Raw genomic sequence first — 17,887 nt, 5'->3', positions numbered from 1 at the left:
ACGCTATCCTACGATTGGTTATCCACTTTTAACACCGCCAAAAATGCTTCTTGCGGAATTTCCACACGACCAACTTGTTTCATGCGTTTTTTGCCTTCTTTTTGTTTTGACAGCAATTTTTTCTTACGAGAAACATCACCGCCATAACATTTTGCTAAAACATCTTTTCGCAATGCCTTCACCGTACTACGAGCGATAATTTGACTGCCAATCGCCGCTTGAATGGCAACGTCAAACATTTGGCGTGGAATGAGTTCTTTCATTTTTTCCACCAACTGATTACCACGATAACGGGCTTGGTCGGCATGGCAAATCATGGCTAACGCATCCACTTTTTCACCATTAATCAGTACGTCCACACGCACCAATTTATCGGTTTGGAAACGTTCAAAACCGTAATCCAATGAAGCAAAGCCACGAGAAACCGATTTTAAACGGTCAAAAAAGTCCATCACCACTTCACCCATCGGGATATCAAAGGTAAGTTGTACTTGATTTGCCATAAACTTCATATCCACTTGTACACCACGGCGTTCAATGCACAGGGTAATCACGTTACCCAGATAATCTTGCGGAACGAGAATATTACAGCGAGCAATCGGCTCACGAAACTCATCTATCGTCCCCACATCAGGCAGTTTTGACGGATTGTCAATTTGGATAATTTCGCCGTTTTTCTTTTTAATTTCATAAATAACGGTCGGTGCGGTGGTAATCAAATCTAGGTCGTATTCACGTTCTAAACGCTCTTGGATAATCTCCATGTGAAGCATACCCAAAAAGCCACAACGAAAACCAAAGCCCAATGCATCAGACGTGTCTGGCTCAAAAAATAACGCCGCATCGTTGATTTGCAGTTTTTGCAAGGCTTCACGAAATGCTTCAAAATCGCCAGAATCCACAGGGAACAAGCCTGCATACACTTGGGGTTTTACCTTTTTAAACCCAGGGATACTGTCCACTTCAGGCGTCTTTGCCAGAGTGATGGTATCACCGACAGGTGCGCCGCCAATGTCTTTAATCCCTGCAATGACAAAGCCCACTTCGCCTGCTTGTAGCATATTGGTTTCTAACGATTTTGGTGTAAACACACCGATAGACGTTACGATATGACTAGATTTGGTGGATTTGATAAAGATTTTGTCATCTTTTTTTAGCGTGCCTTGACGTACACGCACCAAAGACACTACGCCCAAATAATTATCAAACCAAGAGTCAATGATTAACGCTTGCAACGGAGCATCACGGTCGCCTGTTGGGGCAGGAATTTTTTCTACAATCGCTTGCAATAACTCATCCACTCCCACGCCAGTTTTTGCGGAAACTCGTGGGGCTTCAGTCGCTTCAATACCGATAATATCTTCAATTTCTTGAATGACACGCTCAGGCTCAACCTGTGGCAAATCAATTTTGTTTAACACAGGCAATACCTCCAAACCCTGCTCAATCGCCGTATAACAGTTGGCAACCGATTGGGCTTCAACGCCTTGTGCCGCATCCACGACAAGCAACGCCCCTTCACAGGCCGCAAGCGAACGTGAAACTTCATAAGAAAAGTCCACATGACCAGGGGTATCAATAAAGTTAAATTGGTATTTTTTACCATTTGGGTGCGTGTAATACAGCGTTACCGATTGGGCTTTAATCGTAATGCCACGTTCTCGCTCAATATCCATAGAATCAAGGACTTGTGCCTGCATTTCACGTTCATCAAGCCCACCACACATCTGAATCAGACGGTCTGCCAGCGTAGATTTGCCGTGGTCAATGTGAGCGATGATAGAAAAATTACGGATTTCGGATAAAGCGGTCATGGCTACCTATGTTTTTTGTCAATGTTAAACTTAAAAAATGGCGACTATTGTACCGTATTTTTAACAAATTACCTAATTTTTTATCAAAAATTTTAACCCATTAAGGTCAAACTACCCTGCTAAATTTTTGGTTAAATATTTGTCTTTCCAAGGCGATTTACCATAAAAAGAGCCATTTAACTGGGTTTGTTCAATCAAATATTCCCGAAATTGACGATAAAAGGCCTTGTCAGGTTTTTGCGGTGCTTGCCAAAAACTTGCCAAATCACCTTGATGTGTCAGTTTTTTCACATCATAAATCGCTCGTCCCATGACTTTGGTCGGTTTATCATGATAAATGGACTGTAAACCTGTGGTACTGTTAATGGTTATCATCCCCAAACTGTGCTTAATCAAGCTCGGTAAGTGCATATCACAACCATAATGCACTCGCTCAGCAATACCTAAATTGCGTGCCAATTGTTCAATCAACTCGCCATACTGCCGATGGGCTCTATCTAAGGGGTGATGCTTTAACACAAGCTGTAAACTTTGATTGGCAAATTTGGCAAAATTCGTTAAAATTTCATCTAAAAACACGACAATATCGGTATAATCGCTATGAAAGGTGATTTGTGAGTCGTTATAGACTTGTAAACTGACCAAAAAATACCGCCTGGATAAATCGCTCATCGCACGCTTTTCCAAGCATTTATCCGCCAAATATCCTTTAGTTTTGATAATCGGTGCTTTTAGCCAAACCAAGGCTTCTTGCCAATTATTCATACCACGATAATGCTGATAATGCGGAAAATCCTTTTGTCGCCACCAAACCACGATATAGTAAACAATTGCCGAAAAACATAGGCGATAAAAGCGATTATTGGTAAACAAAGGTTTATCATTGGCTTTTTGTAAATGCAAAATTTCAGCCACATCTAACTGTGAATTACCATTAATGCCGTCTTGTTGCAAGGTAATATAATCAGGACGCAAATAGCCTTCTTCAAACACAAAAAAACCCACATGCAACTGCTTACAAATCATCGAAGCAATCGCATGATGTGGGCGACAATCGCCAAAACATACCAGTGCATCAATTTGCTGTCGCTCTATTAACTGGCTTAAAAATATATCAAAATATTCTAAACTATCTTTGTAGTTATAAACATTGTCCTTATGTCGATAAAAAAACGCATCGCCCGCATTGAGATTAATTTTGCTAACCGTAATGCCTTTTTTTTGCAAAAAACTGGAAAATCGGCTAAAAAAATTGCCCATTTTGCCCTGTATGAGCAAAATGTGTTGGTGTTTCAGCAAGTTTTGTAAAGATTTTGCCATTGCCGAGCCTTTGTCAATTTGAAAAAATAGATGAAGGTATGTACATTATACATCATACGTTGTCAGTTGCTTGTTTTCTTTGCAGTTTTTGTAAAACCAACTGTCTCGTTTGCATAAATTTATGCTTGCCAGTGTTTTTAAGCGTTTGCCGAACTTGTGAAAATACGCTACGTTTGGACTTTTGTTGATTATTTTGACTTGGATAGTCATATAAAAACGCAATCACGTCTTCTACCTGGGCCAATCCATAACCATTTGGAATACGATATAACGGATAGTCAATTAAAATGGCATAAATTAACTGATTTAAAGTTAAATTTTGTGAACGTTGTCGGCGGTTTTTGGCAGTTTGAGCGGTTGGATTATTGGCTTTATCATTGGTTAACCCCCAACCTGCATAAAATGGCAAACCGTAACAAGTGACTGAAAGCCCACGCAAAAGGGCTTCAAAACCTGTCAAAGAGCTAATCGTATGCACTTCGTCCACCACAGCCAAGCAATCGGCGATTTTAGCATCTAATACCATTTTGTCGGCAAATTCATACATTTCATCGTCACTAACTTTGCCCAAACGCAAGCCTGCCTGCACATCTGGGTGCGGTTTGTACACGATATAGGCAGTCGGATTGTCCGCTCGCACCGCTTTTAGCAACGCCAAATTACTTTTTATATCACTGGCACACAGTTTTACTGACATATCATCTTCCACTTGGCCAACGACTAAAATTTTGGTTTTTTCGGTTGTCAGTTGTAATTTTTCGGTTTTGCCGACATTGTATTTGCTGACTTGATTGGTTAAAAGTGTATTTTTTAATCGCTCAATTCGTTGATTTTGTTCAATATTCAATTGGGCAAAATTTTTTAACAAACTTTCTAAATCGCTTGGTTCAGTCGCATTATAATAAATGCCTGTTTTATCCAAAACCACGGATAACGGCTCAATCAAATCTGCACCTAACCCATTGGAGCGAATAAAACCGTCTTCCATACACCAAATTTCGGTATTTGGCTGGTGAAGTTTTTGCACTAATTGGCGTTTTTTGGCAAATCCCCATACCAAAAATGGGTGGGTTTTGGGGAATTTTAAATGATTTTTATCAAACATCGTGCGTGGTTCTAGGCGTGGTTTGTAAAACAAATCCATATTAGATAGTTGCACAAATTGATTAACAAAGCCTTTTTTCCAAAAGCTGATGTGATAGGCTGTCATACTTTTTGGCAATTTTTCTCGCCAATGTCGGTTGGTTATCAGCCAATCTAACACTTGTTCAATCTGGCACGCCTGCCCTGTCGCGGGATTGGCGTATTGGCTATATTGGCAATAACAGGCAAAAAAAACTGCTGCCAGTGTCGGCTGTTTGTTTGCCCCACGCCGCTGCCAAACTTGCTGATAAGCCATTTGACAAGCTGATTTAAGATAACTGTCATCGGTCAAACCCCAACCACTATACCACGCCAAGCCAAAGCAATGTACGGTTTTACCGAGCATCAAGGCTTCAAAACCCATGTGCGAACTGACGGTATAAACTTCATCCATTTGCTCAAGTAGCTCAAGCGGATTGACCGCATGGCTAATCAGTCGCACTTGATTTGGCAAAATTTGTTCAGTTAAATAACCAACTTTGCCCGCTGGGTGGGCTTTTATCCAAATCGTTGCTGTTGGGTGTGTGTCGCACGCCATTTTCAGCATTTTCGTAAAGGTATCGGCAGTCGCCCCTGCCCCACTAATGGATTGGTCGCCCGCCACTTGGTCAATTAACAAAATATTTGGCTGATTTTTGTCAAGATTTAACGCCTTTAGCGTGCCTAATTTTGGTGTGGTATTATATTTGGACAAACGTTGACTAATAATTTTATTAATTAAATAATTCGCATGTTTTTCTTCATCTTGTGTTAAATTTTGTTTAATAATTAACTTTTCCAACAAGGACGGCTGATGACTGTCAAAATAAATACCAATTGGGTCAATCACCAAGCTACAGGCATAACGGCTCGCCTGCCCAGTATCCAACGAACGCAAAAAACCGTCTTCTAAGGTTAAAACCGGCACGCCCAATACTTTGGCAACCGTCTTGGCTTTATAATAACTTTTTTTACGTCCCCAACCCAAAATAAAATCAGGTTTTTCTGCCAACTTTATTGCTTGTTTGAACGAAGTTTTAGCCGTTAATCGCTGAATTTCGGCAGATTGTTGTTGATAAACTGTCAGATATTGGGCGAGCAAGCGGTTATTGTTAACGATACCTTGCCCAAGTACGGCATACTTAATTGCCATTTTTGACCTATATTTTGTGAAAAATGACTGCTATTATAGCAAATTTTAGCCAAAATTCCAAAGAAACGGTTCAATGCTAACTTTATCACCGATATTCACACCTGTACACTCAGCAGGTAATACGAGTAAGCAGTTGGCTTTTGTTAATTGCTTGACACGGTGCGAATCTTGTCCGCTAAATGGTGTAACGATAAATTCCCCATTATCCAATTGCTCAAAATATGCTCGTTGAAATTCTTGGCGGTTGCCTTTTTTGACAATATTTTTTTGGCAAATTGCTGATAATTTTAAGGTTTTTGGCAAATCATTTATCGCACAGCCTGTCAATCGCCAAATGGCTGGACGCACAAACTGTAAACAACCAACAATGGTGGACAAAGGGTTACCAGGTAAGCCAAAATATAAAATTTGCTTGTTATCCGTGTCAAATTCACCAAAAACAAACGGTTTTCCAGGTTTCATCAAGACTTTATAATGATTAATTTTACCAAGACTATCAACCACTTGCGTTAAAAAATCATAATCACCCACCGATACACCTGCACTAGAGATAATCACATCGCATTCATCAATCGCACGTTTAACTGCTTGGGTGGTCTTTTCCAAATCATCAGGGATGATGCCGTAATCATGGATTTCAATGGGCAAACTCATGAGCAAGGTTTTTAACGTTGGTGTATTAGAATTGTAAATCTGTGCCAAATGCGTCAAAGGCTCCCCCACCTGCACCAGTTCATCGCCTGTGGCTAAAATACCGACAGTTAAAGGCTTAACCACGTTTACAGTTGCCACGCCTAAATTGGCAAGTAAAGATAAATCAGCAGGATTTAGGCGTTTACCAGCCTTTAAGAAAGTTTCGCTTGTGGTGATTTCCTCGCCTTGTCTTCTAATATTTGAGCCAAGACTGGCAGGTTTAGTGAGTGTAATTTGATAAGTTTTGCTTTTATCAATTTGATTTTTAAGCGTCTCAAAATCGGTGTTTTCTTGCATCACCACCGTATCACAAGTGCTTGGCACAACCGCCCCTGTAAAAATACGCACGGCTTGGTTTTTTAAAATTTCACCACCAAAAGGCGTGCCTGCACAGGATTCACCAATAATATCAAACGTAGTATTTTTGTCCAAATCACTACCAAAGCCCAAGGCAAAACCGTCCATCGCCGATAAATTTTGGCGAGGTAAATCAAGGCTTGATGTCATATCGTGTGCTAAAGTATGATTGATAGCCTTTAAGGTCGGCAATTCAATCACCTCACGCTTGGCAATCGGAAAATCATTGTTATAACGCTCACAACGGTTGAGAATGGCGGATTTTAATTCAGAAACGGTAATCATCATTTGACCTTTTTCACTATAAAAATTCACAAATAATTGGCAAAAAATACCCTTTTTTTTATCAAGTGTCTATACTTCTTTGGGATTGTTTTTGCTTGATTTTTCAAAAAAAGTAGGAGTTTACTTAGCCATAAAGTTTGTTACACTTAACCAAATTTTTAAAATAAAATGCGTATGAAAAAGCCCTTATTTAAACCCTATGAAAAAATTCCTGACCGTCTGCCCGCCAAATCCATTGCTATCGCTTGGCTTGGGGCAGTACTTGCGACGTCGGCGTTTGCCTATGCGTCCGTGTCGCTTAATAAATTGCTGATTTTGGGGTCGTTTGGAGCAAGTTGTCTTTTGGTGTTTGCTTATTCAAAAAGCCCGTTCGCTCAGCCCAGAAACGTTATCGGTGGGCATTTTGTGGCGACTTTAACGGGCTTGGTGTTTTTTAACTTGTTTGGCTTTACATGGTGGAGCATGGCACTGGCGGTCGGGACGGGCATTGCCATGATGCTACTTTTAAAAATTCCACACCCACCTGCAGGCTCAAACCCTGTCATTGTCATGCTTGGGGCGGTTGATTGGGATTTTTTGTGGACGCCGACGCTGTTTGGCTCGCTGATTTTGATTGGTGTGGCATTGATTTACAATAATCTAGGCGATAGGCGTTATCCGACTTATTGGTAATTTTTTACCAAGCAAGCCTTGTTTCATTGCTAATTTGACCTTATATTAGACCAAATTAACAACTATTTAAGCAATAAAAATCATGAATAATAACAAACAGTTACACCCACCTGTGATTTTATTACATGGTTTACATATGTATGCTTGGGCGATGCAACCGCTTGCCAATCGCTTGTGTGAACAGGGATTTACGGTCAATATTTTTGGCTATTATAGTATGTTGCAACCGATTTCGGCTCACAGCGACCGTCTAAACCGCTATCTTTGCCAACATTTTCAAACCACTCAACCACTGTATCTCGTTGGGCATAGCTTGGGTGGACTGGTTATCCGTGATTTTTTGCAACGTTATCCCAACTGGCAAATTGAACGTGTGGTAACGCTTGGCACACCGCACAACGGCAGTCTATCGGCACAACGAGTCATGCAATTTTTACCGATTTTTGTTGGCAAATCCTATCACGCAGGCTTGGACGGTCGCACACCAAAGCTACCGACAGGCGTGGCACTTGGCAGTATCGCAGGAACGCAGTCGGCAGGGCTTGGGCGAGTGGTACTTCGGCAAAAAGACACTCAAATGTTTGGCGAAAATGACGGCACAGTATTTGTCACTGAAACCAAACTAAGCAACCAAACCGACCATTTAACCCTACCTGTCTCGCATACAGGCATGATTTTTGACCGTCATGTGACCGAACAAGTGGCGTATTTTTTAAAAAATGGACAATTTTTGCACAATTTATCAAGCTAAATACTAAAAGCTGAACGCTAAAATTTGTCAAATAAAATTTAAAGCATGCTTAAAAATATGCTAAAATATTCAAATTTGATAAATTTTTACGATTTTTAGCCAATTTTGACAATTTTTTCTAAAAACACGTTAAATTATTGTTAAAATTTCCCCGATACGGTACGCTTGGTATGCTCAGTTTTTTTGTTAATCCGCCACTTTTTTGCAAGCCATTTTGCAAAACCAAAACGCCCCTTGTACTTGGCGTGTCAGTGACACTTTTGGGGTTAACCGCCTGTCAACCAAGCAATCCTAAACAAACGCCAAACAGCGAAACTGTCACATCTGGCACCGCAAGCACCATGGCAAGCACGTCAATCCAACAATCCAACAATCCCAACATTATCATCAAAAACACGTCAGCTAGCACCGCCAGCACAACGGCTTCACAGACTGAAAAATTGGATAATATTATTACATTATACACGTCAGTTGATAAAAAAAATCTTCAACTATTATTAAGTGAATTTTCACAAAAAACAGGCGTTCAAACCCAAATTATCGAAGACCAACCCATGTCTATCATGGCTCGGCTACAAGCAGAAGGCGACCATAGCCCTGCAGATATGGTGTTAACCGAAGACGTTGGTGTGTTACAAAACGGCATTAAATATGGACTACTACAACCCTTTAACGCCGAAAAAGCCAACCAAGCTGTACCGAGCCGTTTTCAAGATACAGATGCTCATTGGTTAACATTGTCGTATTTTGCCAAAGTGGTTGTTTTTAACCATAAATTGTTAACGGAAAAAGATTTTAGCAGTTATGCAGATTTGGCAAAAGAAAAATGGTATCAAAAACTGTGTGTTACCCAAGCGTCTTATCCGTCAAATAGCAGTTTTGTCGTGGATTTAATGAGCCAGTTAGGCGACAAAAAAACCCAAGAAGTGCTGTCAGGCTATCAAAACAATCTTACCATGCCTGTGTTGCTCAATGATAAAGCAGTGTTAGAAGCGATTGAAAGTGGTAAATGTCAAGCAGGCTTGGTCAGCAGTCATCATTTCGCCAGCTACCAAAAAGCTCAGCCGAAAAACTCGTTACAACTGGCATGGGCAAACTCGGGCTACGGTGGCGTGCATACCAATATTATGGCAATCGCTTTGCCAAAAAATGCTCATCAGCCAGAACTGGCGTTAAAACTTGCTGAATGGTTAGCGGATAAGGAACATCAAGGTTTGTTCGCCAGTATTAGTCATACGTTTCCTGTCAATCCGCAGGTGGAAACCTCAGCACAGCTCAAGTCTTGGGGTGAGTTTAAGCCTAGCAACATCGCCGTCAGCGAATATGCGAATAAACAAGAACAAGCCATTGAGCTAATGCAGTTGGCAGGTTATCGTTAAACGCAAAAACCAAACATAAAAAGCCAAGAAATTTGTATAAAAAACTTGCAAATTTTGCAAATCTTGTTAAAATAGTAAGCCTTTCGGGGCGTAGCGCAGTCTGGTAGCGCACTTGCATGGGGTGCAAGGGGTCGCGAGTTCAAATCCCGCCGTTCCGACCATTTACCATTAATAAAATCAACAACTTAGCGTTGTTGATTTTTTTATTTCCACACTTTTTCCACGTTTTTTTGTGGATATTATCTTGCGGATAAATTTATAACATTGTGGATAACTTTTTTGATTAGCAAAAATCATTGTGGATAACTCAAAACTTCCAAATCATATTATCCTGATACGATTTATGATAATTGACTTGAGATTGTAAAAACAACCTATCAAAACCACCCAATCTATCCCAATCGTGGGGTTGATGTTTTTGGACATAAGCCAAATAATCCAGTAATTCAGATTTTGTAGAACTAAAGAAAATATAAGGCGGACGAACAAGGCTCATCAGAGTTAAAAATTCCACCATACCAAAATATTTAGCCTGATGATATGCCGTTTGTTCGGTGAACACATAAGGTGGGTCAAGCAACAATAATGTATTGGGTTGATTGGCAAATTTTGGTATTAATGTTTCAAAACTTTCATGTGTGATTTCTAAACCGTCCAAATAGCCGTCAGCCGTTTTATAAGGCGTTTTGCGAACGGTATTATAAAACGTATTTTGATACAATTCATCTAAAGTTTTCGCTTGTTTACCGCTGAATAAAATCCACGTTGCAATGGCGTTAATATCAAGATAACCGTCAAATTGATTAATCGTTTCAATGATTTGCTTACGCTGTTGGTCGTTTAATTTTCGCTCATCTTCAGCATTGGCTAATAAATCAAACAGTTTTTGCCGTAATCGCTCGGTATCAGCAATGTTTTGCAAGCGTTGGGCGTAACCGTCAAAATCATTATAAATTACCCTTGCTTTGGGTAGCAGACGTTTGGCGTTGTGAGCCAATAGCCCACTACCGCCAAAAACATCAATGATTGTCCAGTTTTCGCCGTCATTGGGGATTTTGTCTTTTAATAATTTCACAAAATGCGAAATAAAAAAGCGTTTTTGTCCGATAAACGGCAAAGGTGCGGATTTATAGGTTTTGAATGTCATACATTACTCCGATAATTTGACGCTCTTAGGCGTTCTAGGTTCGGTGTTCTGGACACTCAAATTTTCGTTGTAGGCATTGACAGTCTTACATCTGCCACATTTGATAGACATTTTGTCAAAATTGCCAATTTTTAATAATTTCTTATTGCAGTTTGTACATAAAATAAATCTCATAAAAATACCTGTTGCAGATTTTTCAAAATGTGATATTCTGCTACCGCTGTGTACACAGTAGCAGGGTCTTTGCCTGCGACAGGTTGGGTTAAACTGGACTGTCAAAGGGGTGCTTTGTATTTGCAAGCTACTTAGCATCGCCCTGTTCTTTGCATTTAAAAACCGCACAAGTTGATACTTATGCGGTTTTGTTTTCTAGGGTTAATCATAACGTTTTATTATCGTTAAGTAGGAATTTCAAAATGCACCCCATCTAAAAATTCCTTTTTGCCAAGCCGTTTGCGTTCGGCTTTGTAGTCTTTCACCCAGTCTTGCGGTGTACCGTCTTTTCGGTTAATATTCGTCCACGCACCACCCCAACGCACCGTTACGCCTAATTCGGTACTGGCTTGTGCCATTGCTTTTGCGATTGTATAATAATGATTGAAATCCCAAGAAAGTTGACCGTCCACAATCGCCACCAAATCAACGGCGTTTCCTGTCAAATGTCGGCTATTCATGGTTTGGCTTTTACCTTGTCGCACATATTCTCGTTGTTGCTCAATCGTGCGTAAGCCTTCTGATACCCGAAAATCCACGCCAGTAATGTCAATCGCTCTTTTGACGACTTTGACAAGATTGGGATTTACACCTTGCAATCTTTTCAAACTCAATTCACTAAGGCTAAAATTTTGTTTGTTCGTTGGCGTATCTGCGACATCGAGTAAATGCTCGTTACCGTCCACCGTTGGGTCGGTGGCGTGGATAACCGCTACGTCTTTTTGTTCACCTGTAGTACAAACACCTCTTGCAAGGGCAAGCTCTACCGCTTGAAGCGTTAATTTTCCTGCAATGCCGTCAATTTCGCCCGTGTATAACCCTGCTTCTTTAAGCCGAGTTTGAAGCTGTCTTACATAACTACTCATTTGTTTGCTCCATAAAAAAAGCCCCCAAAGGGGCGGTTAAATATTAAATTTATTACTAAAAAACTTTTTTAAATATTCGCTGATTAACACAATCATATTACCGCCCAAATGTCCACTAATGGCAACGGCAACGGCGGTCATATTGGCAGATAATTCAAATTCTTTGCATAATAAAAAAGTCAAAAGCCCTGAAAACCCACTTAAAAACAACTCACCCAATAATTTTACAAAGATGAGTTTTAAAGGTTGTGGCTCGGTCGCTTGATTAAGTCGCATAATAAACGCCCCAAGCCCACCTGCCAATGACAAGATAAGCACATAGGGTAAGGTTACGATAAAATATAGCCAGTCGTTTTCTTGCATGTTTTTACTCCAATAAATTAATATTTTCTAAAATAATTTTGTCGTTTGCATTTTCAATCATCTGTCTAAGTTGTTGCGATTTGGCATGAATGGCTTGGGTCTGTTCGGCAATCGCTTGATAAAGATTGGTTAATTGTTCATTTGTCATGGCAATTTGCTGATTGTCCAGACTTGTCCAAACCGCATCTTGTCCACTTTGTACCGCCAACGCCAAACGCTGTTGAGATACCACATCACTACTGAACCAAACACCATTAAATACAATTTTACTTAACAAAATATCTCGCTGTTGTTTGATTTTGTCCCATGTTTGGCTTTGTAATTCGTCCAATGTGTACAAATCCACCCATGTTTTTGTTGCATAATCAAATCGGTAATCTCCGTTTGGTTTAACTGGTTTTTTGATTAAGCCATTTTGATAATAATAATCATCAGGATTTTTTAACAACTCTGGTAAAATTGCCACAAAAAAACCGCCTTGATTGGCGGTAATAGTGGCAAGGTTAGCGGTGCCTGTGCCTGTGATTTTGCCGTGATTGTCATAATAAATGTAATGCTTCATTTTTTAAGCTCCAGTACATACCATGTTACTTTGTCGGTTTTGGCGGTGATAATGGTTCTGTCATCAATAGAACCATACGCCGAACACCATAGTTTTAAATCAACCCTACCGTTTACAGGTACGGTCAATCTACGGAAAAAAGCTCCTGATACTTGCGTAGCGGTTGTGCTACTTGCAACAGGCACTGGATGGCTCAAATTTGGATTGGCGATTAACATTGGTAACGCTTGTGCATGATTTAGAATATCCCAATCCTCAGGGCTAGATGTGGACATATAACCCACGCCCAAACGCACTGCACAATCATAGTTTTTGCTATAGGCTATATTATCAGGTCGGCGAATAAACATGGATAATCGCCCAACATCTACAACGACCATGATTTCAGTATGTGGCGTTAAACCATGTAACACCCATTCCGATATCTCAGGGACTGTCCACCCTGCTTCGCTTTTTTCAAACGTGTCCATTCGTTTATTTTCAAAATTTTTTGGGTTGGTATCGGTAAATGTATGTGGTACAGTTACCGCCCTATCTTGAATTTTAAGCGTACTAACCGATAAATCCATGATTTTGGCGTTGCTGATGCTAGCATTGGCAATTTTGGCATTACTAATACTACCGTCCTGAATATGAGCGTTGTTAATACTACCATTAGCAATATAAGCACTTTTAATATAAGTACCACTTGGAATGACCGTGCCGTTAATGTTGGTTGGCGTTGTCAAAACCATAAACGGACTATCCCCCTTGCCATTACCACTTGGCGGAGCGATTAAAAACTTATCAGCACGCACCGAAAAATCAGAAACCCCGCCACCGCTTGCTAAACCAAAGCCTGACACACGCCCACCGCTATCCACCTTGACGGTGTATTGGGCTTTTAAGCCGTCAATACTTTGGGCGTGCGTTTGAATGCTAGATGTTTGACCGTTTAGCGTGGTTTGTAGTGTGGTGATTTGCTGGGCGGTGGCGGTGTCAATACTTGCAAAAGTGCGTTTGACCTCGTCAATACTGGCATTGATGTCTGTTGCGGTGGCGTTTTTCTCCCAGACGCCCCAATTGCCGTTGTACCTTTGGCGTACCCATTGATTTTTGATGTTGTTGTGTTGGGTGGCGGTTTGCTTGATAATCCAGTCATCGCCACTGTTTTCTACATCAACAAATAGCCAGTTTTGCGATAGGCTATTTGTCGTGCTTGCTTTGATAAAATACTTGCCTGTTTTGGTAAGTGTATTTAAATCGGTGGCAGTGGTAATAATGGTTTGAGCGGTGTTGTCTTGGATAGCAGGTGTCCAATCTGTCGCAACATTACCAATTTCTAGTTTTGGCTGTTTAAACTCAACTTCGCCAATCTCGCCATGTTCAAGTAGCACATCAAGATATTGCCCGTTGTGTGGGGTTTGGCGATAAACGCTTGTCACAACAATACGCTGCCAAATCTCACCCACCTGTTCTCGTTTGGCGATGTTCTCGCTAAACTGCCCATCTTTCCAGTTGCGGATTGAGATAAACACAGTTTTTTGCCCTTGTGTACTTCTTGCCCACACACTAAAAGTGTAGGTTTCGCCAATTTGCAATACATCATTTAGCCAACTTGCATCACCTGTCAGCTTGGCGTGTTTCCAAAATGGGATGTTACCGCCTAGTGTTAAAACGCCATCACGAATGCGGTGGGTAAATTGGTTGTTATGTCCTGCAAATAGCCACTTGCCTTGCTTAAATTCACTATCTACAAGCAAATTACGTCCGCCGATTTTTAGATTATCAAATTTGGCGGTTAGCTGATTTTGGCTTGTCGCTAAGGCTTGCTCTTTATCGCTTAACGCCTTGATTTGACTATTAATCGTTGCTTTATTGCCATTATAATCAGCAGTTAAGCTATCGATACGCCAACTGAGTGTGTTATCCGCATTGATACGAGCCGTTTGCTCACTTAGTAACTCTGCTTTAATACGATTATCACCTTGTTGCATATCGGCACTCAGCGTATCAATACGTTGCGACAATCCCAAATCTTTACTTGCTTGCGTGGTTTTAAATTCATCAAGTTTTGCGTTTGATGAATTAATCTCAAGCTGTAAATCTTCTAGAGCAGGTGTCCAATCAGTTGCAACTGTGCCGTATTCTAATTTTGGTTTTTTAAGCTCAATAATACCGTTTTCAAAAAATTCAAAACGTACAAACAAATATTGCAAATCATCTGCTGTCATCGTACCTGACACCACAAGTTTTTGCCAATCGTTTGACAAATCAAAAGTTTTGCCCACCAAATCATCTTTAAATCCACCTGTAACGCCTTTTCGCAGTGCGATGGACAATCTAGGATTGCCAGAGATTTTTTTGGCGTAGATAGACAGAGTAAAGACTGTGCCGTCTTTTAACCACGCATCGCTAGTTGCTTTGTTGATGTCATAGCCTAAATGCTTCCAAGTGTTATCAACACCTGTTAAGCGTGCCACGCCATCACTGATAGTCATGCTGTTGCCCTGTCCGCCACTAGCAAATCGCCATAATTGGTCTAGGTGCTCGGTATGCTTTAATAAATTCCGCCCACCTACCGCTAAATTGTCAAACCGACTATTTAGCTTTTCCACCGCCAAGCTTTGTGCCTTATCTTTATTCACAATCGTTTGTTTGACCGTTTGTAATTCAGCCGTTTGATTGTTAAGCGTGGCTTTTTGGCTTGCTAGTTCTTGGTTAATGGCTCTATCAGCGTTAATCATCGCAGTATTCACACGGTTAATCTCGGCGGTGGTGTTACTGTCCGCCACTTTTAAACTCGCAATGTCTTGCTTCATCGTGTTATCAGCCGTTTTTAAGCTGTTAATATCTACAATCGCTTGATTTAATGCTGTTTTTTGCGTGCCAATGTCAGCGACCGCCTTTGTCAAATCGCTATTGGCTTTGGCAAGTTGGCTGTCAATCGTTGGCATTTTGGCGTTAATCATCATCATTTGACTGTCTAACGCACCGATTTTGCCAATCGGCGTTGCCAAATCTTGATGTAATTGGCTTTGGGTAATTTGACCGTTTAGCAAATCCAATACTTTATCTGCACTGGCATCGGTTACGCCTTTTACCCACGCTGACCAATCGCTTGTATTGCCCAGTTTATCCACAATCCGCCCACGGTAAAACTGGGTTAGATTGCCCTGTAAACCGTTGATTGTATGGCTGTTTGTTGGATAGCTAAACGTGCCTAAACTTGCAATATTACTACGTCCGTCTGGACTAACCTCAATTTGTGTAAAATTGGTGTCATCACTACCTTTGGCAAATATCCAATCCATTTGCATACCAAACAAAATACCCTTGACAACCAATTTAGCAAGGCGTGGCGGTTTGCCAGTTTTGCCGTGAATGGTGGTAAGTTCGCTTGTGGTTGGTAAACTTTCGTTATCAAAACTATCAACGGCTTGTACTTGGGCTAAATATTGCCCTTGATACACGCCGTCAATATCCACCGATTGACCGCTTATTTTTGGCAAGGTTTGCCAGTTGCCGTCATCTTTTCGCCATTTAACGATATAGGCAGTTGCCCCTTGTACTTGCTCCCAGTTAATTGTTAAGGTGGTTACGACTTGCCCTTGTACGGTACGATTGGAGCTTGTCAAAGTTACGCTATTGGGGGCGGTGATTGGCGTGGCTTTTAACACGCTGTAAGGCTGTGGCGTGATGTGTACGCCATTGTCCACCGCATCAAATTTTTGTGGTTCGTACTGCAGGGCGTGAATGCTAAACGTGGCATCATCATGTTGTTCAATGGTTAAAACACGAAATTGCATTAACTTTAAATCGTCCGCCACAATCGCCCAAATACTTTCATTTGCCACGTTTAACGCTTGATTAACGGTTACAATTTTATCATTTATGGCGGTAATTTTTGTCGATAAAACACCGTCTGCCGTGGCGATTGTCAGAATATCGCCCACTTTCCCTGCCACACGGTCAAGGGTGATTTGTTTGCCGTTTACACTGACAATCCGACCGCTGATTGCACGCCCTGCAAACACATTATCGGCAATATTAATGACTTGCCCAACTTGTGGAATAAAGCCTTGAAGCCCTGTTTTAAAGGTGACGGAGCGTGTTTCTAATTGCTCACTTTTTAACGCCCACAATCCTGCACGCATGGCTTGCCCACGACTGGTACAACCAAAGGCATTCATATCAAGCATACGCAAGCCTTGCGTGGCAATGCCTTCTTCATCTTGCACGGCTTCATATTCGGTTTTAAAATCATTGTCTGGGTTATCCCATGCCACTTTAACGGCGGTGTGTCTATCCCTTGCCCGTGTGCCTGTGTAACTAAACTCGCCACCGACCACATTGCCAGGTGAAAAGGTATAAACTGGGTCTTTGCGTGTGTCGCTATCCACCACAATGTTTTGACCGTCCCAAAAGCTCATTCCACGAAACACAGAAGCCAAGTTTTGCAACACTTTGTACGCATCATCGGCTTGTTGGATATACACATTCACGGTAAAACGTGGCTCTTTGCCACCTTTGCCGTCATCTACCAGTTCATCACAATATTGTCCGATTTGGTATAATCGCCATTTGTCCACCATGCCATTTAAGCGTTCGCCCAAACCATAGCGTTTATGGGTACAAAGGTCATAAAACACCCATGCAGGATTATTAGAATACGCCATTTTAAACGTACCGTCCCACAGTCCTGTGTATTGGCGAGTATCAGGGTTGTAATTGGTGGGTACTTGAATGATTTTGCCTTTTAAACGCACCGCCAATTTTGCGATATTGTTAAACGTTTTGGCATCATAAGATAAGCCCAAAAGAGCGGTACAAGGATAGGCTAATTTGGCATCGATGATTTCAGTGAGTGCGTCCACTGTCATGCTATCAGCGACCAAATCGCTATCACGGTTTGGCGTGATACGGCGAATGCGAATTGTCCAACCCTTTTTAGCAGGGGGTAAATCAATGCGATGCGATTTTTTAAAGCCAGAGCTTGCCTTGCCACGAATAGTTTGGCGTAACACTTCCACAAATGCCCCTATGTCGGTTTGCAAATCAATGGCGTATTCAATCGCATAACCCACAATATCGCCGTTGTCTTTTTGTTCTCGCAAGGCGTTAAGATTTAGCCGTACACGCACCGCTGAGAGTTCTTTGTTGTTAATCGCCTTTGTGTATGGGCGGTCGTGGCGAAGTTCTACGCCAATG

13 protein-coding genes and 1 tRNA gene are annotated in these 17,887 nt (G+C 41.2%); 4 read left to right on the top strand and 10 right to left on the bottom strand.

From position 1 onward, the window contains the following. Window positions 1-8 precede the first annotated feature (8 nt). The 4 genes from lepA to A3G3_RS0107220 form a co-directional block, all read right to left on the bottom strand. Window positions 9-1,814, bottom strand: a complete 1,806-nt coding sequence (gene lepA, locus A3G3_RS0107240; RefSeq protein WP_019519872.1) for a translation elongation factor 4 — start codon at window positions 1,812-1,814, stop codon at window positions 9-11. A gap of 111 nt (window positions 1,815-1,925) precedes the next feature. Further along, window positions 1,926-3,134 carry a capsule biosynthesis protein gene (locus A3G3_RS0107230; RefSeq protein ID WP_019519870.1) on the bottom strand — a complete coding sequence of 403 codons (1,209 nt, stop codon included), beginning with the start codon at window positions 3,132-3,134 and terminating at the stop codon, window positions 1,926-1,928. A 52-nt stretch (window positions 3,135-3,186) separates the two neighbouring features. Beyond that, on the bottom strand, window positions 3,187-5,409 hold the full coding sequence (locus A3G3_RS0107225; RefSeq protein WP_019519869.1) for a capsular polysaccharide biosynthesis protein: 2,223 nt from the start codon (window positions 5,407-5,409) through the stop codon (window positions 3,187-3,189). Between the two features lie 45 nt (window positions 5,410-5,454). Continuing rightward, the gene (locus A3G3_RS0107220; protein WP_026212910.1) at window positions 5,455-6,744 is read right to left on the bottom strand and encodes a molybdopterin molybdotransferase MoeA; all 1,290 of its coding nucleotides are present in this window, start codon (window positions 6,742-6,744) and stop codon (window positions 5,455-5,457) included. A gap of 174 nt (window positions 6,745-6,918) precedes the next feature. Here A3G3_RS0107220 and A3G3_RS0107215 point away from each other — a divergent pair, with 174 nt between their 5' ends. From A3G3_RS0107215 to A3G3_RS0107200, 4 genes are all read left to right on the top strand, one after another. Continuing rightward, complete coding sequence (locus tag A3G3_RS0107215) at window positions 6,919-7,416, top strand: HPP family protein (RefSeq protein WP_019519867.1); 498 nt, start codon at window positions 6,919-6,921, stop codon at window positions 7,414-7,416. 82 nt (window positions 7,417-7,498) lie between these two features. Continuing rightward, on the top strand, window positions 7,499-8,167 hold the full coding sequence (locus A3G3_RS0107210) for a lipase family alpha/beta hydrolase (protein ID WP_019519866.1): 669 nt from the start codon (window positions 7,499-7,501) through the stop codon (window positions 8,165-8,167). 137 nt (window positions 8,168-8,304) lie between these two features. Beyond that, the gene (locus tag A3G3_RS0107205) at window positions 8,305-9,546 is read left to right on the top strand and encodes an extracellular solute-binding protein (protein ID WP_228702717.1); all 1,242 of its coding nucleotides are present in this window, start codon (window positions 8,305-8,307) and stop codon (window positions 9,544-9,546) included. Between the two features lie 84 nt (window positions 9,547-9,630). Further along, a tRNA-Pro gene (locus A3G3_RS0107200) sits at window positions 9,631-9,707 on the top strand. A gap of 146 nt (window positions 9,708-9,853) precedes the next feature. Here A3G3_RS0107200 and A3G3_RS0107195 read toward each other — a convergent pair. The 6 genes from A3G3_RS0107195 to gpJ form a co-directional block, all read right to left on the bottom strand. Beyond that, window positions 9,854-10,693, bottom strand: a complete 840-nt coding sequence (locus A3G3_RS0107195; RefSeq protein WP_019519864.1) for a DNA adenine methylase — start codon at window positions 10,691-10,693, stop codon at window positions 9,854-9,856. A gap of 3 nt (window positions 10,694-10,696) precedes the next feature. Next, a complete protein-coding gene (locus A3G3_RS14930) occupies window positions 10,697-10,867 on the bottom strand; it encodes a Com family DNA-binding transcriptional regulator (RefSeq protein WP_169333200.1) in 171 nt (56 codons plus the stop codon). Between the two features lie 224 nt (window positions 10,868-11,091). Further along, window positions 11,092-11,772: a M15 family metallopeptidase gene (locus tag A3G3_RS14680; RefSeq protein WP_019519863.1), complete on the bottom strand. Its 681-nt coding sequence runs from the start codon at window positions 11,770-11,772 to the stop codon at window positions 11,092-11,094. 36 nt (window positions 11,773-11,808) lie between these two features. Further along, on the bottom strand, window positions 11,809-12,135 hold the full coding sequence (locus A3G3_RS0107185; RefSeq protein ID WP_019519862.1) for a phage holin family protein: 327 nt from the start codon (window positions 12,133-12,135) through the stop codon (window positions 11,809-11,811). Window positions 12,136-12,139: 4 nt separating this feature from the next. Then, window positions 12,140-12,697 carry a DUF4376 domain-containing protein gene (locus tag A3G3_RS14010; protein ID WP_019519861.1) on the bottom strand — a complete coding sequence of 186 codons (558 nt, stop codon included), beginning with the start codon at window positions 12,695-12,697 and terminating at the stop codon, window positions 12,140-12,142. After that, on the bottom strand, window positions 12,694-17,887 hold a 5,194-nt coding region (gene gpJ / locus A3G3_RS14005), incomplete at its 5' end, for a TipJ family phage tail tip protein (RefSeq protein ID WP_019519860.1). The genes gpJ and A3G3_RS14010, both read right to left, overlap by 4 nt.

Source organism: Moraxella boevrei DSM 14165, assembly GCF_000379845.1.
Taxonomy (GTDB): Bacteria; Pseudomonadota; Gammaproteobacteria; order Pseudomonadales; family Moraxellaceae; genus Faucicola; species Faucicola boevrei.
Note: the sequence above shows the minus strand (reverse complement) of the source record. Positions and strands in the feature narration are given on the sequence as shown.

What these genes read in the sequence shown, in the direction of transcription:
- lepA (WP_019519872.1), bottom strand. Translation starts at nt 1,814, where the DNA reads ATGACCGCTTTATCCGAAATCCGTAATTTTTCTATCATCGCTCACATT.
- A3G3_RS0107230 (WP_019519870.1), bottom strand. Translation starts at nt 3,134, where the DNA reads ATGGCAAAATCTTTACAAAACTTGCTGAAACACCAACACATTTTGCTC.
- A3G3_RS0107225 (WP_019519869.1), bottom strand. Translation starts at nt 5,409, where the DNA reads ATGGCAATTAAGTATGCCGTACTTGGGCAAGGTATCGTTAACAATAAC.
- A3G3_RS0107220 (WP_026212910.1), bottom strand. Translation starts at nt 6,744, where the DNA reads ATGATTACCGTTTCTGAATTAAAATCCGCCATTCTCAACCGTTGTGAG.
- A3G3_RS0107215 (WP_019519867.1), top strand. Translation starts at nt 6,919, where the DNA reads ATGAAAAAGCCCTTATTTAAACCCTATGAAAAAATTCCTGACCGTCTG.
- A3G3_RS0107210 (WP_019519866.1), top strand. Translation starts at nt 7,499, where the DNA reads ATGAATAATAACAAACAGTTACACCCACCTGTGATTTTATTACATGGT.
- A3G3_RS0107195 (WP_019519864.1), bottom strand. Translation starts at nt 10,693, where the DNA reads ATGACATTCAAAACCTATAAATCCGCACCTTTGCCGTTTATCGGACAA.
- A3G3_RS14930 (WP_169333200.1), bottom strand. Translation starts at nt 10,867, where the DNA reads ATGAGATTTATTTTATGTACAAACTGCAATAAGAAATTATTAAAAATT.
- A3G3_RS14680 (WP_019519863.1), bottom strand. Translation starts at nt 11,772, where the DNA reads ATGAGTAGTTATGTAAGACAGCTTCAAACTCGGCTTAAAGAAGCAGGG.
- A3G3_RS0107185 (WP_019519862.1), bottom strand. Translation starts at nt 12,135, where the DNA reads ATGCAAGAAAACGACTGGCTATATTTTATCGTAACCTTACCCTATGTG.
- A3G3_RS14010 (WP_019519861.1), bottom strand. Translation starts at nt 12,697, where the DNA reads ATGAAGCATTACATTTATTATGACAATCACGGCAAAATCACAGGCACA.